Annotated in this window: 24 protein-coding genes; 5 read left to right on the top strand and 19 right to left on the bottom strand. The window is 67.6% G+C overall.

From position 1 onward, the window contains the following. Window positions 1–12 precede the first annotated feature (12 nt). The gene (locus QGN17_RS00630) at window positions 13–726 is read right to left on the bottom strand and encodes an NAD-dependent deacylase (RefSeq protein WP_281045115.1); all 714 of its coding nucleotides are present in this window, start codon (window positions 724–726) and stop codon (window positions 13–15) included. 91 nt (window positions 727–817) lie between these two features. Here QGN17_RS00630 and QGN17_RS00625 point away from each other — a divergent pair, with 91 nt between their 5' ends. Next, entirely contained in the window at window positions 818–1,294 is a 477-nt protein-coding gene (locus QGN17_RS00625) for a MarR family winged helix-turn-helix transcriptional regulator (protein WP_281042583.1), read from the top strand. Between the two features lie 42 nt (window positions 1,295–1,336). Further along, window positions 1,337–1,669, top strand: coding sequence for a PilZ domain-containing protein (locus QGN17_RS00620; protein ID WP_281042582.1), 333 nt, complete (start codon window positions 1,337–1,339; stop codon window positions 1,667–1,669). A 34-nt stretch (window positions 1,670–1,703) separates the two neighbouring features. Here the strand turns inward: QGN17_RS00620 and QGN17_RS00615 are convergent, their stop codons facing one another. Then, window positions 1,704–2,132 carry a UrcA family protein gene (locus tag QGN17_RS00615; RefSeq protein WP_281042581.1) on the bottom strand — a complete coding sequence of 143 codons (429 nt, stop codon included), beginning with the start codon at window positions 2,130–2,132 and terminating at the stop codon, window positions 1,704–1,706. A gap of 180 nt (window positions 2,133–2,312) precedes the next feature. Here QGN17_RS00615 and QGN17_RS00610 point away from each other — a divergent pair, with 180 nt between their 5' ends. Next, window positions 2,313–4,172: a M1 family metallopeptidase gene (locus tag QGN17_RS00610; protein ID WP_281042580.1), complete on the top strand. Its 1,860-nt coding sequence runs from the start codon at window positions 2,313–2,315 to the stop codon at window positions 4,170–4,172. Here QGN17_RS00610 and QGN17_RS00605 read toward each other — a convergent pair. Genes QGN17_RS00605 through metZ form a run of 4 tightly spaced genes read right to left on the bottom strand, consistent with a single transcriptional unit; the run spans window position 4,169 to window position 6,989 of the window. After that, entirely contained in the window at window positions 4,169–4,594 is a 426-nt protein-coding gene (locus QGN17_RS00605; RefSeq protein WP_281042579.1) for a hypothetical protein, read from the bottom strand. The two genes, QGN17_RS00610 and QGN17_RS00605, sit on opposite strands and share 4 nt — an antisense overlap. A 6-nt stretch (window positions 4,595–4,600) precedes the next feature. Next, window positions 4,601–5,389: a LysR family transcriptional regulator gene (locus QGN17_RS00600; RefSeq protein WP_281042578.1), complete on the bottom strand. Its 789-nt coding sequence runs from the start codon at window positions 5,387–5,389 to the stop codon at window positions 4,601–4,603. Then, the gene (apaG, locus tag QGN17_RS00595) at window positions 5,386–5,784 is read right to left on the bottom strand and encodes a Co2+/Mg2+ efflux protein ApaG (protein WP_281042577.1); all 399 of its coding nucleotides are present in this window, start codon (window positions 5,782–5,784) and stop codon (window positions 5,386–5,388) included. The genes QGN17_RS00600 and apaG overlap by 4 nt, the downstream gene beginning before the upstream one ends. After that, window positions 5,781–6,989: an O-succinylhomoserine sulfhydrylase gene (metZ, locus tag QGN17_RS00590; RefSeq protein WP_281042576.1), complete on the bottom strand. Its 1,209-nt coding sequence runs from the start codon at window positions 6,987–6,989 to the stop codon at window positions 5,781–5,783. The genes apaG and metZ overlap by 4 nt, the downstream gene beginning before the upstream one ends. Window positions 6,990–7,072: 83 nt before the next feature. Between metZ and QGN17_RS00585 the strand changes: the two genes are divergently transcribed. Further along, complete coding sequence (locus tag QGN17_RS00585; RefSeq protein ID WP_281042575.1) at window positions 7,073–7,621, top strand: glutathione peroxidase; 549 nt, start codon at window positions 7,073–7,075, stop codon at window positions 7,619–7,621. 149 nt (window positions 7,622–7,770) lie between these two features. Here the strand turns inward: QGN17_RS00585 and leuB are convergent, their stop codons facing one another. The 5 genes from leuB to QGN17_RS00560 all read right to left on the bottom strand — a co-directional run bounded on the left by leuB (window position 7,771) and on the right by QGN17_RS00560 (window position 12,996). Further along, window positions 7,771–8,814 carry a 3-isopropylmalate dehydrogenase gene (gene leuB / locus QGN17_RS00580; RefSeq protein ID WP_281042574.1) on the bottom strand — a complete coding sequence of 348 codons (1,044 nt, stop codon included), beginning with the start codon at window positions 8,812–8,814 and terminating at the stop codon, window positions 7,771–7,773. Between the two features lie 50 nt (window positions 8,815–8,864). Beyond that, window positions 8,865–9,599: a DNA repair protein RecO gene (gene recO, locus QGN17_RS00575; protein ID WP_281042573.1), complete on the bottom strand. Its 735-nt coding sequence runs from the start codon at window positions 9,597–9,599 to the stop codon at window positions 8,865–8,867. Between the two features lie 38 nt (window positions 9,600–9,637). Next, window positions 9,638–10,594, bottom strand: coding sequence for a polysaccharide deacetylase (locus QGN17_RS00570; RefSeq protein WP_281042572.1), 957 nt, complete (start codon window positions 10,592–10,594; stop codon window positions 9,638–9,640). 70 nt (window positions 10,595–10,664) lie between these two features. Next, the gene (gene uvrC, locus QGN17_RS00565) at window positions 10,665–12,587 is read right to left on the bottom strand and encodes an excinuclease ABC subunit UvrC (protein ID WP_281042571.1); all 1,923 of its coding nucleotides are present in this window, start codon (window positions 12,585–12,587) and stop codon (window positions 10,665–10,667) included. Window positions 12,588–12,618: 31 nt separating this feature from the next. Beyond that, window positions 12,619–12,996: a putative quinol monooxygenase gene (locus tag QGN17_RS00560; protein WP_281042570.1), complete on the bottom strand. Its 378-nt coding sequence runs from the start codon at window positions 12,994–12,996 to the stop codon at window positions 12,619–12,621. 87 nt (window positions 12,997–13,083) lie between these two features. Between QGN17_RS00560 and QGN17_RS00555 the strand changes: the two genes are divergently transcribed. Next, window positions 13,084–13,629: a DUF4337 family protein gene (locus QGN17_RS00555; RefSeq protein WP_281042569.1), complete on the top strand. Its 546-nt coding sequence runs from the start codon at window positions 13,084–13,086 to the stop codon at window positions 13,627–13,629. A 155-nt stretch (window positions 13,630–13,784) separates the two neighbouring features. Here QGN17_RS00555 and QGN17_RS00550 read toward each other — a convergent pair whose 3' ends face one another. The 8 genes from QGN17_RS00550 to QGN17_RS00515 all read right to left on the bottom strand — a co-directional run bounded on the left by QGN17_RS00550 (window position 13,785) and on the right by QGN17_RS00515 (window position 20,238). After that, window positions 13,785–14,327, bottom strand: a complete 543-nt coding sequence (locus QGN17_RS00550) for a F0F1 ATP synthase subunit B family protein (RefSeq protein ID WP_390902626.1) — start codon at window positions 14,325–14,327, stop codon at window positions 13,785–13,787. Between the two features lie 11 nt (window positions 14,328–14,338). After that, entirely contained in the window at window positions 14,339–14,830 is a 492-nt protein-coding gene (locus QGN17_RS00545; RefSeq protein ID WP_281042568.1) for a F0F1 ATP synthase subunit B family protein, read from the bottom strand. A 55-nt stretch (window positions 14,831–14,885) separates the two neighbouring features. After that, window positions 14,886–15,119 carry a F0F1 ATP synthase subunit C gene (locus QGN17_RS00540; protein ID WP_160363919.1) on the bottom strand — a complete coding sequence of 78 codons (234 nt, stop codon included), beginning with the start codon at window positions 15,117–15,119 and terminating at the stop codon, window positions 14,886–14,888. Between the two features lie 41 nt (window positions 15,120–15,160). Continuing rightward, a complete protein-coding gene (locus QGN17_RS00535) occupies window positions 15,161–15,952 on the bottom strand; it encodes a F0F1 ATP synthase subunit A (RefSeq protein ID WP_281042567.1) in 792 nt (263 codons plus the stop codon). 33 nt (window positions 15,953–15,985) lie between these two features. Further along, window positions 15,986–16,306, bottom strand: a complete 321-nt coding sequence (locus tag QGN17_RS00530) for an AtpZ/AtpI family protein (RefSeq protein ID WP_281042566.1) — start codon at window positions 16,304–16,306, stop codon at window positions 15,986–15,988. A gap of 160 nt (window positions 16,307–16,466) precedes the next feature. Then, entirely contained in the window at window positions 16,467–16,856 is a 390-nt protein-coding gene (locus tag QGN17_RS00525) for a YdbL family protein (protein WP_281042565.1), read from the bottom strand. After that, window positions 16,853–17,035, bottom strand: a complete 183-nt coding sequence (locus QGN17_RS00520; RefSeq protein ID WP_390902669.1) for a YnbE family lipoprotein — start codon at window positions 17,033–17,035, stop codon at window positions 16,853–16,855. The genes QGN17_RS00525 and QGN17_RS00520 overlap by 4 nt, the downstream gene beginning before the upstream one ends. A gap of 50 nt (window positions 17,036–17,085) precedes the next feature. Beyond that, window positions 17,086–20,238, bottom strand: coding sequence for a YdbH domain-containing protein (locus tag QGN17_RS00515; RefSeq protein ID WP_281042563.1), 3,153 nt, complete (start codon window positions 20,236–20,238; stop codon window positions 17,086–17,088). Between the last annotated feature and the right edge of the window lie 22 nt (window positions 20,239–20,260).

Genomic DNA, 20,260 nt, shown 5'->3' with positions numbered 1-20,260 from the left:
AGTCAAGAGGGATCAGGCGGAGCTGGCGGTGGCCAGCACGTCTTCCACCCACGCCGGCACTAGCGCGCTCGCCGGGCCGATCCGGGTTTCGTGGAAATAGAGACTGCCGGCGGACGGATCGAGATTCAGTTCCAGCGTGTCGGCGCCGGCATGACGCGCCATCTGGACGAAGCCCGCCGCGGGATAGACCGCGCCCGACGTGCCGATCGAGACGAACAGATCGGCCTCCATCAGCGCGCGCTCGATCCGCTCCATCTCATAGGGCATCTCGCCGAAGAAGACGATGTCCGGCCGCAGCTCGTCCTGCCCGCAGGCGGTGCAACGCGGGCCGCCGATCATGTCGCCGCCGAATGCCGAGCGCTCCTCGCAGGCCCCGCACAGCGCGGATAGCAGTTCGCCATGCATGTGCAGCATCCGCCGCGCGCCGGCCCGTTCATGCAGATCATCGACATTCTGGGTGACGATCAGCAGCTCTCCGGGCCAATGCCGGTCCAGAAAGGCGAGCGCCTTGTGCGCCGCGTTAGGCTGGACTGATGCGAGCGCGCGGCGCCGCTGGTCGTAGAAATCGAGCACCAGTTCGCGATCGGCGGCGAGCGCCTCGGGCGTGCAGATCTCCTCGACCCGTCGCCCCTCCCAAAGGCCGTCCGGCCCGCGAAAGGTCGCCAATCCGCTCTCCGCCGAGATGCCGGCGCCGGTCAGCACGACGATATGCTCGATCTCCGCCATGGCGCGACCATAGCCGAGAAGCCGGCGCGCCGACACGACAAACCATTCAATATCGATTGACAGTCAATGTAATTGACAGTAAATTCCCATCATGATCGAAACAGCCGAAACGCCCTGGTACGACCAGATCGTCACCCCCGCCCTGCTGCGTCATGCGCGATCGACCTACGGACGAGCGATGCGGCGCTCGCTGGCGGAGGCCGGTTACGACGACATCCCCGCCAACGGCCTCTACATCATCGGCGGCCTCGCGCTCGGCGACGGTGGCGTGCCGATCGGCCAGCTCGTCCGCGAACTCGGCGTCACCAAGCAGGCTGCGGGGCAGTTGGTGGATGCGCTGGTCCTGCGCGGCTATCTCGATCGCCAGGCGGACCCGGAAGATCGCCGCAAGCTGATCGTCACGCTCACCGAGCGCGGTCGGGCGGCGGCATCCGCTCAGGCGGCCGGGCGGGATCGGATCGACGCGGAACTGCTGGCCCAAGTGGGGCAGGACGATATCTCCGCCGCGCGGCGCACGCTGGGCGCACTGATCGAGATCGGGCGGCGCGACCGCGAAGAAGCGGAATAAGGGTTCACGCTTTTTCAACCGGGCGTGACTAGGACGGTAACCATGTCATCCGCAGTAGCCGTCCAGCCCGCGCCCGCCCCGAAACCGTCGCCGCAATCCGACAGGCGGCGTGCATCCCGCTATGACGTGAGCGTTGCGGTGGAGGTGTCGACCGTGGACGGTCTGCCGCTGTCCAACGAGGTCACCAACATTTCGGCCTCGGGCTTTCGCTGCCATTCGCCGATGGCGCTCAAGAAGGGCACCAAGGTCATCGTCCGCTTTCACAAGGGGATGCGGCGCCGGGCCTATATCGCCTGGCAGATCGGCGAGGATATCGGCTGCCGCCTGCTGCGCCCGCTGACCGCCGACGAGCTTTCCGATGTGATGGCAGGCTGAAGGCGCCCGGAACCCCGGACGCCCTCACCAACGCTCAATATCCGTCGTAGCTGTCATCCGTCGGGTAGGAATAAGCCGACGGATAGGGCGCCGGAGCGACCCAGGCCGTGTCACGCGGCGCGCGATCACGATCCACCGTCCAGATCCGGTCCATCGCGTCGGACACCGCCGCCTGCTCGCACGACGGCGCCAGCGCATCCCCGCTGCCCGATTCGCCGAGCTTGTCGCACAGATAGTGCGCGGCGTGGCGGATGCGGTGGGTCAGCCGGTCCTGATCGACCGGGCTGGACAGGTCGAGATCGGCATAGCTGACCGGCATCGACGCCGAGGGCGCATCCTGCAGGTCGCGGCCGTAATGGCCGCGCACGATGATCTCGTCGCTCTGCGCCGAAGCCGGCGCGGCGGCGGCGATGGCGGCGGCGCCGATACACAGACCGCCCACGATGTTTACGAAACGCTTCATGGTGGCTCTCCTCAAAATCCGGGTGCCACCCTGTCCGGGGGCACGCCCAAGCCGCCCCGTTGGGGTCAAGAACCCAGCGCCACTCCCGCCGGTTCCCTTGGCACCACCGCTCGCCGCGCCCCTTGCCCGCCTTGTCCCACTGGCCTAGCGACAGGCCATTCCCTTGTTCGAGGCCCTGCCATGCGTGCGATCCTGAGCTTTTCCATCCTGGCGCTGGTCGCCGCCCCCGCGTTCACGGCCGATCCGCCCTCGCCGATCCTGACGACGCCCGAGGCGAAGGACGTGCTGACCTACGCCGATCCCAAGGTGGCGCGCGTCACCCATGTCGATCTCGATCTTACCGCGGATTTCGCGCGTCATGTCATGACCGGCTCCGCGACGCTCGACATCCTGGCGGCCAAGGGCGCGAAGCAGATCATCCTCGACGACAAGAAGCTCGATATCGCCAGCATCACCGACGCCGCGGGCAATAAGCTCAAATGGTCGGTCGGCCCGGCGGACGATTACAAGGGCGCGCCGCTCACCGTACAGATCGGCGACGCGCGCAGGATCGTGATCCACTACACGTCCAGTCCGGACGCGAGCGCGCTCCAGTGGCTGCCGCCCGAACTCACCGCCGGCAAGACCAAGCCCTACCTCTTCAGCCAGGGGGAATCGATCAACAACCGCAGCTGGATCCCGACGCAGGACAGCCCCGGCATTCGCCAGAGCTGGTCCGCGAAGATCACCGTGCCCGCCGGCCTCACCGCCGTGATGAGCGCCGAGCGCCTGACGCCCAATGGCGAACCGGCAGAGAACGGCGAGCACAGCTACCGCTTCCGCATGGACCACAATGTCCCGCCCTATCTGATCGCGCTCGCGGTCGGCGATCTCGCCTTTCGCCCGCTGGGCGCGCGCACCGGCGTCTATACCGAGCCGGCGATGCTCGACAAAGCGGCGAAGGAACTCTCCGACACCGAGAAGATGGTGACGACCGCCGAGCAGCTCTACGGCCCCTATCGCTGGGGCCGTTACGACATCCTCGTATTGCCGCCCTCCTTCCCGTTCGGCGGCATGGAGAACCCCACCCTCACCTTCGCCACGCCGACGATCATCACCGGCGACAAGTCCAACGTCGACGTGATCGCGCACGAACTGGCGCACAGCTGGTCCGGCAACCTCGTCACCAACGCGACCTGGGCGGACAGCTGGCTCAACGAGGGCTTCACCGTCTATTTCGAGAACCGCATCGACGAGGCGGTCTACGGCAAGGAGCGCGCCGCGACACTGGCCGATCTCAGCTGGGACGATCTCCAGCGCGACCTGAAGGAAGCGCCGACACCCGGCGCCACCCGCCTGCACGGCGATCCCGAAGGCGCCTATGGCGAGATGGACTATAACAAGGGTTCCACCTTCCTGCGCACGATCGAGCGGGCGGTCGGCCGGCCGCGCTGGGATGCCTATCTGCGCTCCTATTTCGATCGCCACGCCTTCCAGCCGCAGACCACCGCCGGCTTCCTCGCCGATCTGCGCAAGAACCTGATCAAGGGCGACACCGCGCTGGAGGCGAAGCTGCAGCTCGACAAATGGGCCTATCAGCCGGGCCTGCCGGGCAATGCGGTCCACGTCACCTCCGCGACGCTCACCCGCATCGACGAGGATCGCAAGCGCTTCGACATGGGCGCGGCGGCGTCCTCGATCGATACGAAGCGCTGGTCCACGCAGGAATGGCTGCGCTTCCTGAACGGCCTGCCGCGCCAGCAGACGCCCGAGCGGCTGGTCGAGATGGACAAGGCCTGGGGGCTTTCGACCTCGCCCAACGCGTACATCCGCTGCGCCTGGCTGCAGATCGCCATCGCCAATCATTTCGAGCCGGCGCTGCCCAGCCTCGAAGATCACCTGACCCATGTCGGCCGGATGTTGCTGATCGTGCCGGTCTACAAGGCTCTCAGGGATCAGGGCGATTGGGGGATGCCGATCGCACGGCGGATCTACGCCAAGGCCAAGCCGGGCTATCACCCGGTGGCGCAGGCGGCGATCGAGAAGATACTGGGCGACTAGAAGGGTAAGGGCGTGCGGTCCGGCTCCAGCCAGCCGCGCCGCGCCTCGACCGAGAAGAGCCGCTCGCGCGTCCAGTAGGCGAGTGGCCAGTCCTTCGCCCCGAACGGCGAGGCCATCAGCGCATCGAGCGTCTCATGGAGCGGCGCGCCCGGCGCCATGCTCCGCGCGGCGCGGAGCGAGGCCTGGGTGATCGTCTCGTGATAACCGTTGTGATCGTCGTTCACCCCGCCGAACGCCTCGTTATAGGCGCGGATCAGGCCGGGCATGTCGCGTTCGGGCACGATGTCCGGTCGGGAGCGGATCAGCCAGAGCGCGGTGGCGAAGTGCGCGGCGTGGGTCCATTCGGCCTTGGGCAAAGTCCGCGCGATCATCGCCTCGCCGATGCGGGCGATCGCCGCGTCGTCGGGATAGTGGATCGCCATGTCGGCTCAGGCGGTCAACGCCGCAACCAGCGCCCGGACCTTCTTCTGGCGCCATTGCGGCAGCGGCGCGATCAACCAGTAGCTGCGCTCGTCCGCCGTCTCGCCGAAGCTCGTGACGCGACCGGTGGCGATGTCTGCAGCGGCGAGCAGCACGGGCACGGTGGCATGGCCGAAGCCGGCTGCGGCGGCATCGAGCGCCATGCCGGCATCCTCGACCGTCAGGCTCGCGCCCTTGGCGTCGTCGCAGGGGCAACCGGGCCAGGAAATCACGGTGTCCGCCCCGCCATCGCGGCCGATCGTGCGATAGCCCGCCTCGCCCAGCGAGACGCCCTCATGCTCGCCCTTCTCCTTCGAGAAGCAGACGGCGAGATCGAGGTTGGCCTGGGTGAAATCCAGCCCGTCGTCCGACGAGAGAAGCACGAAGCGAAGCTCGGGATCGGTCTTCGCATACTCCGCGAGGCGTGGCGCCAGCCATTTGGCGGCGAAGTCGCGCGGGGCGGCAATGGTCAGCGTCTTGGAGGACTGACCCGCCTGCATGGCGCGCACCGCTTCCTCGAACTGGAGGAAGCCCGCGCGCAGCGCCTCCAGCCCCGCCTCGCCTTCCTGCGTCAGTTCCAGCCCCCGCGTGGTGCGGCGGAACAGGACGACGCCCAGCGTATCCTCCAGCGCACGGATCTGCTGGCCGACGGCGGCCGGCGTCACCGCCAGTTCGTCGGCGGCGCGGGTGAAGCTCAGGTGGCGCGCGGCGGCGTCCAGCACGCGCAAGCCGTTGAGCGGAAGGTGCGTGCGCTTCATCGGGCCGTCGCCGGGGATTGGAGCGGGAAGAGCGGGATCGCGACATCGAACGGCGCGCCGTCCATGTCGACCATGCCGTAGCTGCCCTCCATCGTGCCGCTGGGCGTCTTGAGCGGGCATCCCGATACGTAATCGTAGCTCTCGCCCGGATCGATGATCGGCTGGTCGCCGACCACACCGTCGCCGCGCACCTCCTCCTGCCCGCCGCGCCCGTCGGTGATAACCCAGTGGCGGGTGAGCAGCTGCACGGCCTCGTCGCCGTCATTCTCGATGCGGATATGATAGGCCCAGAACCAGCGGCCATGCGCGGGCTCCGACTGTTCGGGCAGGTAGCTGACCGACACGCGCACGGTGACGTCGCGCGTCGTCGCCTCGTGCGGGAAGAGCGCCTTCACAGCCCCACCGTCTTTAGCGCTCGGTCGAAATCCTCGATCACGTCGTCCGGATCCTCGAGGCCGACCGAGAGGCGCAGCATCCCCTCGGTGATCCCCATGTCCGCCTTCACCTCGTCAGACAGGCTGGCGTGGGTGGTGGACGCGGGGTGCGTCATCAGAGAACGCGAGTCGCCGAGATTGTTCGAGATATCGACCAGCTCCATCGCGTCGAGCAGGCCGTGCGCCTGCTTGCGCCCGCCATCGAGGAAGATCGCGATGATGTTGCCGCCCGCCGCCATCTGCTTCATCGCCAGATCGTGCTGGGGATGCGAGGCGAGGCCCGGATAGAGCGCTTTCGGCACGCGCGTCTGGAGGAAGCTCGCCACCTTCAGTGCATTCTCGCTCTGGCGCTTCACGCGCAGGTCGAGTGTCTCCAGCCCCTTCAGCACCACCCAGGCGTTGAACGCGGAGAGCGTCGGCCCGGTGTTGCGGGTGAAGGCGAGCAACGTGTTCTCGATGAACTCCTCGCGTCCCGCCACCGCGCCGGCCAGCACGCGGCCCTGCCCGTCCATCATCTTGGTCGCCGAATAGGCCACCACGTCCGCGCCGAACTCCATCGGCCGTTGGAGCGCGGGCGAGGCGAAGGCATTGTCCACCACCGTGGTGATGCCGTGCTTCTTCGCGATGTCGCAGATCGCCGCGATGTCGCAGATGTCGAGCGTCGGGTTGGCCGGGGTCTCGAAGAAGAAGACCTTGGTGTTGGGCCGCACCGCCGCTTCCCAGGCGGCGGTGTCGCGTCCGTCCACCACGGTCGTCTCTATGCCGAAGCGCGGCAGCAGGCTATCGGTCAGCCAGCGGCACGAACCGAACGCCGCCTTGGCGCCGACGAGATGGTCGCCCGCCGACAGCTGGCACAGCAGGGCCGCCGTCATCGCCGCCATGCCGGATGCCATGCAGCGCGCGGCTTCCGCGCCTTCCAGCAGGGCGATCCGCTTCTCCAGCATCTCCACGGTGGGGTTCTGGAGCCGCGAATAGGTCATGCCCTGCTGCTCGCCGGCGAAGCGCGCCGCAGCATCCCCCGCGCAGTCATAGGCGTAGCCGGAGGTGAGGAAGATCGCCTCCGACGTCTCGCCCCATTCCGAGCGCGCGGTCCCCCCGCGCACTGCCTGCGTCGCTGGCCGCCACTGGGTGGCGACCGCCTTGTCCTGTCCGGTCTTGCGCTTCATCGTGCGCGTGCTTTGCCGCGCCCTTGGCCCTCCCGTCAATGCGCCTATATCCTGCGCCGCCCCCAAGGGAGGAGTGCCACACGATGACCGATCTCCAGTCCATCCCCCTCAAGACGATCGACGGCCGGGACAGCAGCCTCGCCGATTATGCCGGCCAGGTGCTGCTGGTGGTCAACACCGCCTCGAAATGCGGACTGACCCCGCAATATGAGGGGCTGGAGTCGCTCTACACAAAATACCGCGACGACGGCTTCACGGTGCTGGGCTTCCCGGCCAACAATTTCGCCGGGCAGGAACCGGGCAGCAACGACGAGATCGCCAGCTTCTGCACCACCAGCTTCTCGGTCGATTTCCCGATGTTCTCGAAGATTTCGGTGGCGGGCGCGGACAAGCATCCGCTCTACGCGGCGCTGACCGAGGCGGAGCCTGCCGCCGAGGGCACCGCCGATTTCCGCGAGAAGCTCAAGGGCTACGGCATGACGCCGAACCCCGAGCCGGAGGTGCTGTGGAACTTCGAGAAGTTCCTGATCGGCCGCGACGGCGACGTGGTGGCGCGCTTCTCCCCCGACATGGCGCCGGACGACGACCGCATCGTCAGCGCGATCGAACGCGAACTCCACGCGAGCGAGTAGCCTGTTCATCCTCCCTACGCGAAGCGTGGGGAGGGGGACCGCCGCCGAAGGCGGTGGTGGAGGGGCCGCCGTCCCAGACGGCGGGCTAACGTCCGCCCCCCCTCCACCGCCTTTCGGCGGTCCCCCTCCCCATCTGCGATGGGGAGGATTTAGAGCGCCGCCAGTACCGCATCCCCCATCTGCGCGGTCGCTACCGAGCCGCCCAGATCGGCGGTGCGATGCCCGGCCGCCAGTGCCTTGGCCACCGCCGCTTCGATCCGGTCCGCCTCGGCCGCCTTGCCGAGCGAATAGCGCAGCATCATCGCGGCGGACAGGATCGTCGCCAGCGGATTGGCCTTGCCCTGCCCGGCGATATCCGGCGCCGAGCCGTGGATCGGCTCGTACAGCCCCTTCTGCTCCGCATCGAGCGTCGCCGACGGCAGCATCCCGATCGATCCCGCGCACATGCTCGCCTGATCGGACAGGATGTCGCCGAACAGGTTGCCGGTGACGATCACGTCGAACTGCCCCGGATTGCGCACAAGCTGCATCGCGGCATTGTCGACATACATGTGGCTGAGTTCGATCTCCGGATACTCGGCCGACATCTCGATCACCACGTCGCGCCACAGCTGGGAGGTTTCCAGCACGTTGGCCTTGTCGACCGAACAGAGCTTGCCCCGCCGCGCCTTCGCCGTCTCGAAGCCGACGCGGGCGATGCGCGCCACCTCGTCCTCGTCGTAGGACATGACATCGTAGCCCTGGCGGCGGCCGCCCGGCGTGGTGCGCATCCCCTTCTCGCCGAAATAGACGTCGCCGTTGGTTTCGCGGACGATCACCAGATCGATCGCCTTCGCCACCTCGGGCCGCAGCGCGGAGGCGTCCGCCAGCTCGGGAAAGAGCTTGGCCGGACGCAGGTTGGCGAACAGGGTCAGTTCCTTGCGTAGCCCCAGGATCGCCTGCTCCGGCCGCAGATGACGCTCCAACGCGTCGCAATCCGGATCGCCGACCGCGCCGAACAGGATCGCGTCGGCGCGCTTCGCCAGATCCAGCGTGGCGGGCGGCAATGGATGACCTTCCGCCTTGTAGGCGGCGCCACCGACCGGCGCTTCCTCGTAGGACAGTGCATCGCCGCACACCACATCGAGCACGCGCCGGGCCTGCGTGACGACCTCGGGTCCGATCCCGTCTCCGGGAAACAGCGCGATGAGCATGGGCAATATCCTCCGTGGGAATGGAATTGCCGCGCCCCATGCCAGCCGGCTCAGCCCCCGGCAAGCCGCGCGATGCGCGCCGTCAGCCGCTCGCGCGCGTCGAGCACGGAAGCACGCGGGCCGGCGAGCAGGTCGCGATCGAGGAAGAAGCCGGTCAGCCGCAGAGCCTGGCGGATCTCGCCCCACTCCGCCTCGCCGCCTTCGAGCAGGAAAGGCGGCAGCGGCAACAGCCTGCCGGCATAGGGTGCGCCCGCCTCCCGCGAGACAGCCTGCCCGCTCTTCGGGCTGACCCAGGCGAGATCCTCGGTCGCCCCGCTCGCCGCGCAGGAGGCGAGATCTAGGCCGAAACCGAGCTCCGAGAGCAACAGCAATTCGTAGCGCACCAGCGCCCCCGCCCAGCCCCGCGCCGACGGTGCCGCCTCGATCGCCGCCAGCACACCGTCGAGCGCACCGTGGAGGCGCGGATAGGGCAATCCTTCGGGCAGCGTCACGGCGGTCAGCGCAGTCACCCACTCGATCGCTGCGGCGGGCAGCGGCTCTGCGAAGAGGCCCGCGCGGCTGTGCGCCAGTTCCACCGTCAGCCCGGCCAACTGCTCCTCGGAGCGGGCGCGGAATTCGGCGGATACCAGATTGCCGGGCAGCAGCACCGGCCGCATCGCGCGCGAGTGCCCACCCCGCACATAGCCCGGCAGCAACCCGTCCTCCGGCGTCAGCAGGCGCGCGATCGCGCCATGCTCGCCATGGGCACGAACGGCGCAGACGATCGCGGTGGCACGGATCAGCATCGCCCCGATGTGGCGGCGCGGGGGCGCCCTGTCGAGGGCTAGAGGCGGCGCTCGTACCGCAGGTTCGCCAGCCCCTGCATCGCCATCCGGCCGAAGCGGGTGACCTGCGAGGCCGGGCACGGCGTCGCCGGCACGTCCAGCGCGAGGTGGCGCAGTTCACGCGCATGGCAGGTGGGGAAACGCCCGCGCTGCTCGGCCAGCCACGCGCAGAGGCCATCGAAGCGATATCGCACCATATCGTTGGCCCGCTCGCCATCGCGCGTCGCCAGCTCGAAACTGTGGCCGACGAGCGTGACGACCGGCGACCCCTCGCTCTCGGCATGGACAAGCGCCGCCTTCATCTCGGCGAGCGAGACAGCGCCGATCTGGAGGTGTCGGGTGCGACCGCCCCCCTCTTCCAGCAACCCGACCGGCAGCTCGATCAGCTTGCCGACGCCGAGCGGCGCGACCGCGCGATTGGACAGTCCCGTCTCGCAGGGCCAGGGCATCAGGCTGCCATTATGGCTGCTGTCGATGCGGAAGCCGGCGCGCTGGATCGCGCGCAGCGTGTCGGCATTGGCGGCGAAGCTGCCTGCGCGGAACGCCACCGGATCGGGCGCGCCCGCCTGACGCAGCAGCTCGCGCCCCTTGAGGATCAGGTCGAACTGCTCGTCCTCGGAAAATTGGGTCAGCTCGAAACGTACGGGATCGGCGCGCGGCGTGCGGCGATCGGCCTGCGTCCACATCGGGTGAAGGTGAAGCTGCACCTCCTGCCCCGCTTCCAGGATCGTGCCGACCATCTGCCGAATCGGATCGATGCCGAACAGCAGGGCCGGCAGCGGATCGACGAAGAAGCAGGCCTTCAGCCCGTGCTGCGCCAGCATCGAAAGCTGGTAGGAGATGCCGGCGCCGCCCGGCTCGATCGAGCGGGCATAATTCTCCAGCCAGCTCGCGCCGCCTTCGTGCGCGCGCCAGGTCAGCTCGGTATCGATGCTGAGGAGGATGCCGGTCGCCATGCCACCGGCCTATCGGCAAGACCCAACTTTTCCGTAAAGATCAGACGTTTCGTCTCCGAACCGGAGGCAATCAGCCGCGCGGGTGGAAATGATCGTGGATCGCCTGCGCCATCGCCTTGGAGATGCCCGGCGCCCGCTCCAGATCCGGCAGAGCGGCGCCCTTCACCGCCTTGGCCGATCCGAAATGCATCAGCAGCGCCTTCTTGCGCGTCGGACCAATGCCGGGAACGTCGTCGAGCGGATTGGCGACGAAGCTCTTGGCGCGCTTCGCCCGATGGGTGCCGATCGCGAAGCGGTGCGCCTCGTCGCGCAGCCGCTGGAGATAGAAGAGCAGAGGCGAATTGAGCGGCAGCATCGATTCGCGGCCATCCGGCAGGTGGAAATGCTCGCGCCCGGCATTGCGGTCCGGCCCCTTGGAGATACCGACCACCGGCACATCCTCGACGCCCATCTCCTGCAGCGTTTCGCACACGGCGGAAACCTGCCCCTTGCCGCCGTCGATCAGCAGCAGATCGGGCCATTCGCCGGACTTGCGATCCGGATCCTCGCGTTCCAGCCGGGCGAAGCGGCGTTCCAGCACCTCGCGCATCATGCCGAAATCGTCACCCGCCTTCGTTTCCGGATTGCGGATGTTGAACTTGCGGTAGGCGCCCTTGCGCATCCCCTCCGGCCCCGCGACGACCATCGCACCGACCATGTCGGTGCCCATGATGTGGCTGTTGTCGTAGATCTCGATCCGCTGCGGGATCTCGCCCAGCTCGAACAGGTCTGTCAGCTCGCGCATGATCCTGCCCTGGGTGGTCGATTCAGCGAGGTGGCGATCGAGCGCTTCCTCGGCGTTGCGGGTGGCTTGCTGGAGCAGGCGCCGCTGCTCGCCACGCTGCGGGCGTTTCAGCTCGACCTTGCGCCCCGCCCGCTCGGACAACGCATCGGCGAGCAGCGCCTGCTCGTCCAGATCGCGATCGATCAGCACGACGCGCGCGGGCGGCACCTCCTCATAGAATTGGGCGAGGAAGCTCTGCAGCACCTCCTCCTCCGGCACGTCGGCGGTGTGCGCGGGGAAGAAGCTGCGATGCCCCCAATTCTGGCCGCCACGGATGAAGAAGGCCTGGAGGCAGGCGGTCGCGCCCTTGGTGGCGATCGCCCAGACGTCGGCGTCGGACACGCCCTCCGCATTGATCGCCTGCGCACCCTGGATGAAGGTGAGCGCCTTCAGCCGATCGCGCAGCACGGCGGCCAGCTCGAAATCCATCGCCTCGGCGGCGGTGGACATCTGGTCGGCCAGCTTCTTCTGCACCTGCGTCGATTTGCCCGCGAGGAACGACTTCGCATCGTCGACCAGCTCGGCATAATCGGGGGCGGAGATCCGATCGACGCACGGCGCCGAGCAACGCTTGATCTGATAGAGCAGGCACGGCCGGTCGCGATTGTTGAAAAAACTGTCGGTACAGCTTCTTAGCAGAAACAGCTTCTGCAGCGCGTTCAGTGTGCGAGTGACGGAACCGGCGCTTGCGAACGGCCCGTAATATTGCCCCTTCGCGCGACGCGCGCCGCGATGCTTCTGCACGCGCGGGAAAGCATGATCCTCGCGAAGCAGGATGAAGGGAAAGCTCTTATCGTCGCGCAGCAGCACGTTGTAGGGTGGCCGGAAGCGCTTGATGAGCTGCGCTTCCAGCAGCAGCGCCTCGGCCTCGGTGTTGGTGGTGACGATCGTCATGGAGCGCGTCTGCGCCACCATCCGCTGCAGCCGTTTGGGCAGGCGCGCGACCTGCGTGTAGTTGGTCACCCGATTGCGCAACGCGCGCGCCTTGCCGACGTAGAGCACGTCGCCCTTGGCATCCTGCATCCGGTAGACGCCGGGGCGGATCGGCAGCGTCTTCAGCACGTTGCGGATCGCTGCCACGCCGGTTTCGAGATCGGGCTGGTCCGATCCACGGACGGTGTAGACGGATTTCTCTTCGTTGAAACGATCGGTGCTGGTCGGGTCGGTCACGGTCGCGATGTAGGCCCCTGCACGGCGATTGTCAGGCCTTCAAACCGACACCGCCGACCGGCGCCGTCACCACGCCTGTCTCCATCGAAGCGACCAGATCCCTGGCCTTGGTGATCGAGGCCTGCACCGCCGGCAGCTGCAGCGAGGCGTCGTGGCTGGCCTCGCTGTCCCACACCTCGGTGATCCAGATCGCGTCGACGTCGTCGGCATCCTTCGCGACGATGTAGCTGAGGCAGCCGGGCATCGACCCGCTGCCTTCGAGGATCGCCGCGATCAGCGCGTCGCGCTGGCCGGACACCGCCTTCATCTTGCCGATCAGCCCGTAGAGCGGCTGCGCGCTCGCGGCGGCGGCGGATGTGCTCATCAGGCCCAGCAGGGCCGATCCGGCGAGGAAGGTGCGGCGTTCCATGGCATCATCCTATCGCACGCCGAAACCTCCGCAAGATGACCGCGAATTCACGACGATCGCGCGGCCCCGCACGCTAGATCGCGCACCATGAACGAAGCCATCGAAGCCCCGGAGGGCAAGGACAGGCGGCTGAACCGGATGGTCGCCATCACGGTGGTGCTGCTCAGCGTCGTAATGGCGGTGGGCAAGATCAAGGACGACAATATCGTCCAGACGATGCAGGCCGATCAGGCGAGCAAGATCGATCTGTGGGGCGAATATCAGTCCACCCAGATCAAGGCGCACGATCAGGCGACGGCGGCGGCACTGCTCGGGAAACTGAACGCTCCCGCCGATGCCGCCGCTGCTGTGCGGGAAGCCGCCCGCTACAAGGCGGAGGCGCGGGATCTCAAGGCGCAGGCAAAGGCGGCGTCGGACGATTACGACATACAGGGCCGCCGCGACGACCAGTTCGACCTTTCCGACGGCTTCCTGTCGATCGCGCTGGCGGTGGCGGCGATCGCGGCGCTGGTCGAAGGCCTGTGGGTGCTGTGTGTCGCGTGGGGCGCGGCGGCGCTGGGGGCCTTGTTTCTGGTGGCTGGCTTCGCGCAGCTGCCGATCCACCCGGACGCGCTGGTGGCGTTCCTATCCTGAATCCTCCCCGAGCTTGCTCGGGGAGGGGGACCGCCGAAGGCGGTGGAGGGGAAATGCGGAACGCTCAACGCAAAAGAACCGCCGGCTATCGCCGACGGCCCCTCCACCATGCTTTGGATGGTCCCCCTCCCCATCTGCGATGGAGAGGACGAAGCTCAGTTCAGGCCGGCGATGGTCCGGTCGATCAGCGCCTTGTCCGAACTCGCGTCATGCTTTTCGGCGATCAGCTTCGCTGCCGCACCTGCCGCCGCAGCAGCAGCCTTGGCGCGGACCTCGGCGATCGCCGAGCGTTCCGCAGCGGCGATCTTGTCCTCGGCCATCTTGGCGCGACGCTCGACCAGCGTGTCGGCATCGACCTTGGCCTGCGCCACCAGAGTCGCTGCCTCGGCCTTGGCGCCCGCCAGGATCGCCTCGGCATCCTTGTGCGCGGCGGCGGCCTGGGCCTGCGCCTCCGCACGCAGCGCCTCGGCCTCGGCGCGCAGGGCGGCCGCCTGATCGAGCTGCTTGCGGATCGTGGCGATCTTGTTGTCGAGGCCCTTGCCCATCGCCTTGAAGCCGCCGGCGAACCAGATGATCAGCAGCACCACGACCATCGACAGCGCGACGAATGCCGGCGCGGTGATGCCGTGGAAGTTGATCTCGTGCTCGGCCTCGACCTGCGCGGTGTGGGCCATCATGCCCGGAGACGGTGCGCTCATGGTCAATTCCCTCAGGCGGCCAGCGAGGCGCGGACGGCGGAGAGCGCCTCGCCCTCCGCCACCTTCGCGCCGGACAGGCGCTCGACGATGTCGCGCACCGCGTCGGCCGCGACATTCTCGATCTCGGCCAGCGCGCGGCCACGTGCGTCAGCCAGCGCGACCTCGGCATGGGCGACACGCTCGGCCACCGCCTCGCCCGCCGCCTTCAGCTTCGCCTCGGTGTCGCGCGCGGCGGCATCCTTGGCGGCCTGCACCGCGTCGTGGGCGCCGCGATGCGCGGTGTCCATCTCGGCGGTGTAGGCGGCCTGCGTCGAGGCCGACTCGTCGCGCGCCTTCTCGGCGGCGTCGAGATCGCCCTGGATCTTGTCGTTGCGGGCGTGGATGGTGCCCTCGATCTTCGGCATCATCCAGTTGCCGATCACCACGAAGATGATGGCGAACACCAGCAGCAGCCACAGCAGCTGCGAGGCGTAGATCGTCGAGATCTGATCGATTTGAGGCATGTGTCTCCTCCGCCCGTCAACCGGGGCCAGCGGATGCCGGCCCCGCGAAAGGGCGTCAGCCCTTGACGACGAAGAGGATGAGGATCGCGACGACGAACGCGATCAGGCCCAGAAGCTCGGCGGCGGCGAAGCCGATGAACAGGCGGCCCTGCTGGCTGTCGGCGGCCGACGGGTTACGCACGGCCGAGCTCAGGAACGAACCGAACACGTTGCCCACGCCCAGAGCGGCGAGACCCACGCCGATCGCCGCGAGACCGGCGCCGATGACCTTGGCAGAAGCGAGATCCATTGTCTTTTCCTTGTGTTGAACGAGTTAGTTGCGAAGAGAACTCAGTGAAGGTTGATCGCGTCGTTGAGATAGAGCGAGGTCAGCAGCGCGAACACATAGGCCTGGATCGCGGCGACCAGGATCTCCAGCGCCGAGACGCCGACGATCATCACGAAGCTCAGCACGCTGACGACGCCGCCGATGCCGGAACCCGAATTGAGGCCCTCGATCACGAAGCTCGCGAAGACGTCGAGCAGAATGTGACCGGCCGTCATCGCGACGAACAGTCGCAGGCCCAGCGAGAAGGGGCGGACGAGGAAGGAAACCAGCTCGATCACGAAGATCAGCGGCACCAGGATCGCCGGCGTGCCGTGCGGGATGAAGAGCGAGAAGAAGTGGAAGCCGTGCTTGGCGAAGCCGACGATCAGCACGATCGAGAAGCTCATGATCGCCAGCACACCGGTGACGGTGATGTGGCTCGTCACGGTGAAGGCATGGAGGCCGGGGATCACCGCCAGCGGGAACAGGCCGATCAGGTTCGCGCACAGGATGAACATGAACAGCGAGAAGACGTAGGGCGTGAACTTCTTGCCCTTCGGCCCGATGTTCGCCTCGATCATATTGGCGACGAAATCGGTCATCGTCTCGACCGCGGCCTGCCAGCGGCCGGGCACCAGCTGGCGCTTCATACCGCCCAGCATGAACACCCACAGCACGCCAAGGATCACCAGCATGAACGCGGCGCTGTTGGTGAAGGCGATATTGTGCCCGAACAAGGTCCAGTCGGTGCCCGCAAGCGGGTTCACCTTGAACTGGCTCATCGGATCGATCGCGCCTGCGCTTTCAGCCGCCAACTTTGAGACCCTCTTATGCTCGAAGCGCCCGAATCACTCCGGGCGCTCGTTCGAAATCCGAATGATATTCCTGAAAGCGACGACGACCGCGAGGCCGAGCATCACAAGCAGGAGCCAGGGCGAGGTACCCAGCAGCCGATCCAGCAACCAGCCGACCACACCCCCGCCTGCAAGCGCACCGATCAACTCGGAGAGCACGCGACTGCCCTGCTTGTAGCCCGATTTGGGCGCAGCAGGCGCGCGGCTCGTCCGTGCATTTTCGGCGCTGCGGGCTGCCTTGAGCCGCTCATCGAGCGACGATCCAACTCCCCCAGCCCCGATTTCCGGAGCTTGCCGAGGCTCTTCCTTGGCCATGAACCCTCCTCTGCCGGTGGGTCATGCCGTGGGCGAACCCCCTAGGCGCGCCCCCCTTAGGGGGGGGTAATCCGCGAGTCAACTTAGGGCGGGATAGGCCGAAAGGTCGGCTATCGCTCGCAAAGAATCCTCCCCCGGCGTGGGAGAGGATTATGTCAGATCACGCGCCGCACTGGCTCGGCAGCTGGATCGGCGCGGCGCCCTTGGTCGCCCACACGCCCTTGGACACGCTATAGACACGGCCGGTCTTCAGTCCGCCGAGTGTCTGGCAGCCGATCGAGGCCGCGAATGCCTCGATGGGCACGTTCTTCGCCTGCGCGACCTTGGTATAGGCCTCGCGCCGCTTGATGTTGATGGCATCCACCTTGGCTTTGAGCGTGCCGCCCGGCGCCTTGGCGAAGCCGAGATAGCCGTCGGCCTGCTCGCCCACCGTGCCGGAGGCCATGGCCGTCTCCACCTCGCCGTCCATCTGCGCCAGCGCCACGGTCGCGCCGCCCATCGCCAGCGCGAGGCCGGCCAGGGCAAGGGCAATCTTCGATCTGCGGGTCATTTCGGGAACAGCTCCGGGTTGTTGGTGATGAGATCCTGGGCATCCTGCTTCAGGCTGACCACGACCTCCTGCTTGACGTTGATGTTCAAGTTGATCTCGATCGGCTTGTCCGGCGCCTTCACCGACACGCAACCGCCCAGCATCACAGCGCCGAGCAAAACCGGAAGGACCATCCTCATCATAGCCGAAGGGCTGACACTCCAACAGCTCATCGTCAATCTGATAGCGTTCATCGCACAGGCTCGCTTTCGGCAGGCTGAATGGCCACGGGTTGATTTGGAACCGCGTCCGGCGGCGGCGCGATCGGCACGCCGTTCTGGAGCAGCACGGAAGGATCGACGAACGCGCGCGCCGATCCCATCAGGCCCCGGAAGGGCGCTCGGATCTGAATGTTGAAGCGGAATGGCAGGTTGGCGATCATCCGCGCGACCATCGACTTGTCGCCGGTCGCCTGTCGCACCCCATCGAACTTAACGCCCGAGATGATCTCGCCGTCGAGCCGCCCGTCGAGCGTGATGGCGAGGCTCTGATAGCGGATCTTTTTCAGCGCATCGAAGGCGAGCTTGCCCATCATACCGAGTTGAGCGGAGGTCAGCTCGCCGACATAGGCGATGTCGCCGCCGCCGGGCCGTGCCTTGAGGATGCCCCCCTCGATCCGTCCGCCGCTCTGATCGAAGATCATCGGCAGCGTGCCATCGAAGGTGCCACTCGCCGAGATGTTGGGGAAATCGAGCTGCTGGACGAATTGCGCCGCGTCCAGCGCATTGATGCGGAACGTCAGGTGTCGCTGGGCGGATTGCTCGAAACTGAGCAGGGTCGGCTCCAGATCCAGCGTCCCGCCCGCAAACGGCCAGTGCGCATCCTCCACCTTCACCTTCTGCTGGGGCAGCAGCTGGACGTGAGCGACACCGTTGGAAACGGCGATGCCGGGGTTCACCTCCTGAATGTGCACCTCCTGGTGCGGCGGGGTCGCCATCGCCAGAAGATCGGAGAAATGGAGCGTGCCCGACACCTTGCTGACCGGGCCGAAGGCGGCGGCGAAATCGGTGCCGTCGGTGTGGAAGTCGCCGGTGCTGGTGACACCCTTCGCATCCCAGTCGATCCGGCCCTGCCCCCGGATCGTGCCGTTGACGTTGGCGATCACGCCCAGTGTCAGCGGCGTGAGAGCTTCGGGCTGCAACCCCTTGGGAGCGAACGTCAGGTTCGGCACGTCAAGCGTCGCATAGCCGGTGCCCGCCGACAGATCGTGATGGACATCGACATCGCTGATTGCAGCGTCGCTTTTCGGCTCGCGCAGCTTGGCCGCGGCGTCGATCCGGCCCTCGCCGAAGCGGAGCGTCGCGTCGCGGGCGATCAGCGGCTCGAACCGCGGCGTCCCAATCGCATCCGAGACGGTGAGGTTGCCGTTGAGCACCAGCGCGCCGTCGGCGAACTCCCATTCGCCTGCCATCTTGTCGAGCAGCAACGGCACATGGCCGATCTGGGCCGAGGCGCCGTCGAACGGCCCGCTCAGAACGCCGCCTTTATACCGGCCATCGAGCGTCGCGACGTCGAGGCGTGTGAGCGAATCGTCCTTGCCGATCCGAACCGCCAGTGCGCGCGCCGAAACGCCGGCGGCGGAAATCTCGGTCCGGTCGGCAGCGACGATCAGGGGCGAGGCACCCGAATGCCCGGTGAGCCTGAGGTTGGCGGCCACCGCGCCGTAGCGCAGCGAGCCGCCCGCCGTCTTCGCCACGATCGGCGCGCCGCCGATGCCGCAAAGCCGCGCCCTCGTCGCGTCGAGGCTCATCCCGCCGGTCTTCGCCGAGCGGAACGCGATGGGGATACACCCCTGCCCGATCGCGAAGCCGCCGCGCGAATCGAGATACCCGGAGACCGGCAGCGTCAGGCCGCTCACCTGCCCGGACGGTAACGGCCCGTCGAAGGTCAGCACCGTATCGAAACGCGTGCCCTGTCCCGCGACGGCGAAGCGCACCGGCGTCAGCGCCAGCCGTGCCGATCCGGCGGCATAGGGATCGAGCGTCAGCACGCCGTCCATCGGCACGCCCGCTTTGGCCTGCCGCAGCCGGAGATCGAGACCCGGAAGCCCGCCGCCGCCCGCAACGATATGGCCATCGGCACGCCACTTGCCCGTGCTGGCGGACCAGCCGAAGCCGGCACCCTCGTCGCGCATCTTGAGCGAGGCGCCGTCCCGCCCGGCCAGCGCCATCGTCCGCACGGTGAGCGCCGTGCCCTCCGGCCCACCCGCAATCAGCGAGAGATGCGCCGCGAGGTTGGTATCGGCGAGCAGGCGATCGGCGGCGGCGGCGAACTTGCGCGCCAGCGGCTCGGCCGGCGATCCGTCGAGCGCGGCCATGGCGCCCAGCAGCGCCTTGCGCCGCTCCGCCGCCAGCGCCGCGTCGCGCAGAGCAGCGTCGCCATTGAAGATCAGCCCCGCCGATCCGGGGAGATAGCGGAAACGGCCACCGAGCAGCGCCTTGGCCGCCTGCCCGTCCGTCGCCGCGGGCTTGATCAGGGTGATCCCCGCCGCACCATCGAGCTGTTTCGCACCGCCCGTCGCGGTGATCAGTCCGGACACCGAATCGAAACGCGCCGTCCCCACCCGTCCGCCGAAGCCGGCAAGCGAGACGCCGCCCTCGCCATGATCGAGCGAGGTGGCGAGGCGCACGTCGATCACCGCCTTGCCCGCCCCCAGCGCCAGCCCTATTTTCGGACAGGCCAGCGCGGCGAGTGTCACCGGCCCGGCGAGCGTCGGCCGTTTCGCCGCGATCTTGAGATCGACGAGCGCCGACGGGCTCCGCACCGCGCAACCGCCGGCAGCGAGCAGCGGCGCCTCGGCGGTCAGCGTGCCATGAAAACCGTTCTGGAGGTTGCCCTTGCCCTCCACCGCCGCACCGATCGCCCCGGCCGGCGTGTCGAGCGCGATACGGGTGTCGGCGACCTGCACGTCGACGTCGGGCAGCGCGACCGGCTGATTGCCGGACGTCTTGGGCAGCAACCGATCGATCGTGCCGAGCGAGACCCGTCCGTTCACCAGCCGCGCATTCAGGCGCACGCCATCGGCGCTCACCGCATGGAGATAGGGGCCGCGCACGCCATAGGCGACCTGCAGCGTCACGGTCTTCGCGACGAGATCCGGCGCCGTCGGATCGCCGATGCGCAGATCCTCCAGCCGCTGCTCGAAAGGGCCGATCGCGGCCAGCTTGTAGGAGGCCGGCACATGCGCGTCCGCCAGCGTGCGATCGACGAAATGCGCCACGATCGGCTTGCGCTCGACCCACACGGCCAGCAGCCCGGCCAGCGCCACGCCGCCCGCCAGCGCCGCCGCGACGCCGATCCGGCGGCGGATGCGCGCAGGGCCTGCGACCTCGTCCTCCTCCACGCACTCTCCCGACCCGGACCCG

Origin of the sequence: Sphingomonas oryzagri, from assembly GCF_029906645.1 — a bacterium.
GTDB lineage: Bacteria > Pseudomonadota > Alphaproteobacteria > Sphingomonadales > Sphingomonadaceae > Solisphingomonas > Solisphingomonas oryzagri.
Note: the sequence above shows the minus strand (reverse complement) of the source record. Positions and strands in the feature narration are given on the sequence as shown.